At 59.8% G+C, this 507-nt stretch carries 1 protein-coding gene; it reads right to left on the reverse strand.

Going from position 1 to position 507, the window contains the following annotated elements; genetic code table 11:
• On the reverse strand, positions 1-507 hold a 507-nt coding region (locus tag AC1D0P_RS28385; RefSeq protein WP_477679787.1), incomplete at both ends, for a TadG family pilus assembly protein.

Genomic DNA, 507 nt, shown 5'->3' on the forward strand with positions numbered 1-507 from the left:
GCCTGGTGCCGAGCAAGCCGCCGAGCAGGCCGTTGAGTATCCCGCCGTCGATGCTGGCGAGGCGCGAGCCGACGGAAAAGGAGGCCAGCTTGTAGGCTGTCGACGTGCCGACTGCATCAAGGGTCGGTCCTGGCCCAAGAAGAGAGGCGAAGGTCAGCGCGGATTTCTGGTGGATCGACACCCTGGCAGTGTCGTAAGGCTGTGCCCCCGCGACGAAGCGTTGTTCGGGATTGATCGCCGGATCGGGCGTATAGCGTCCAAGCACGACGTCTGCATATCCATCATAACTGGTCAGGGCGGTTGCGCCGTCGAATTTGACCGTGCCGTTCAATGTCAGGAGATCAGAACCGTTACGCAATGCGAAGTTCAGCTTGTTCATCCTGAAATGCTGCAGCAGCGCTTGTTGATAATCGCTGATTTTGGCAGCGGCGACGATCGAGGCCAGGTCCGTCTGCCGCTGCAATGCCCGCTTCTGCAGAGTGAGATTTCCGTAGTCGAGCCCAACTG

Source organism: Polaromonas sp. P1_G2 (genome assembly GCF_056405515.1).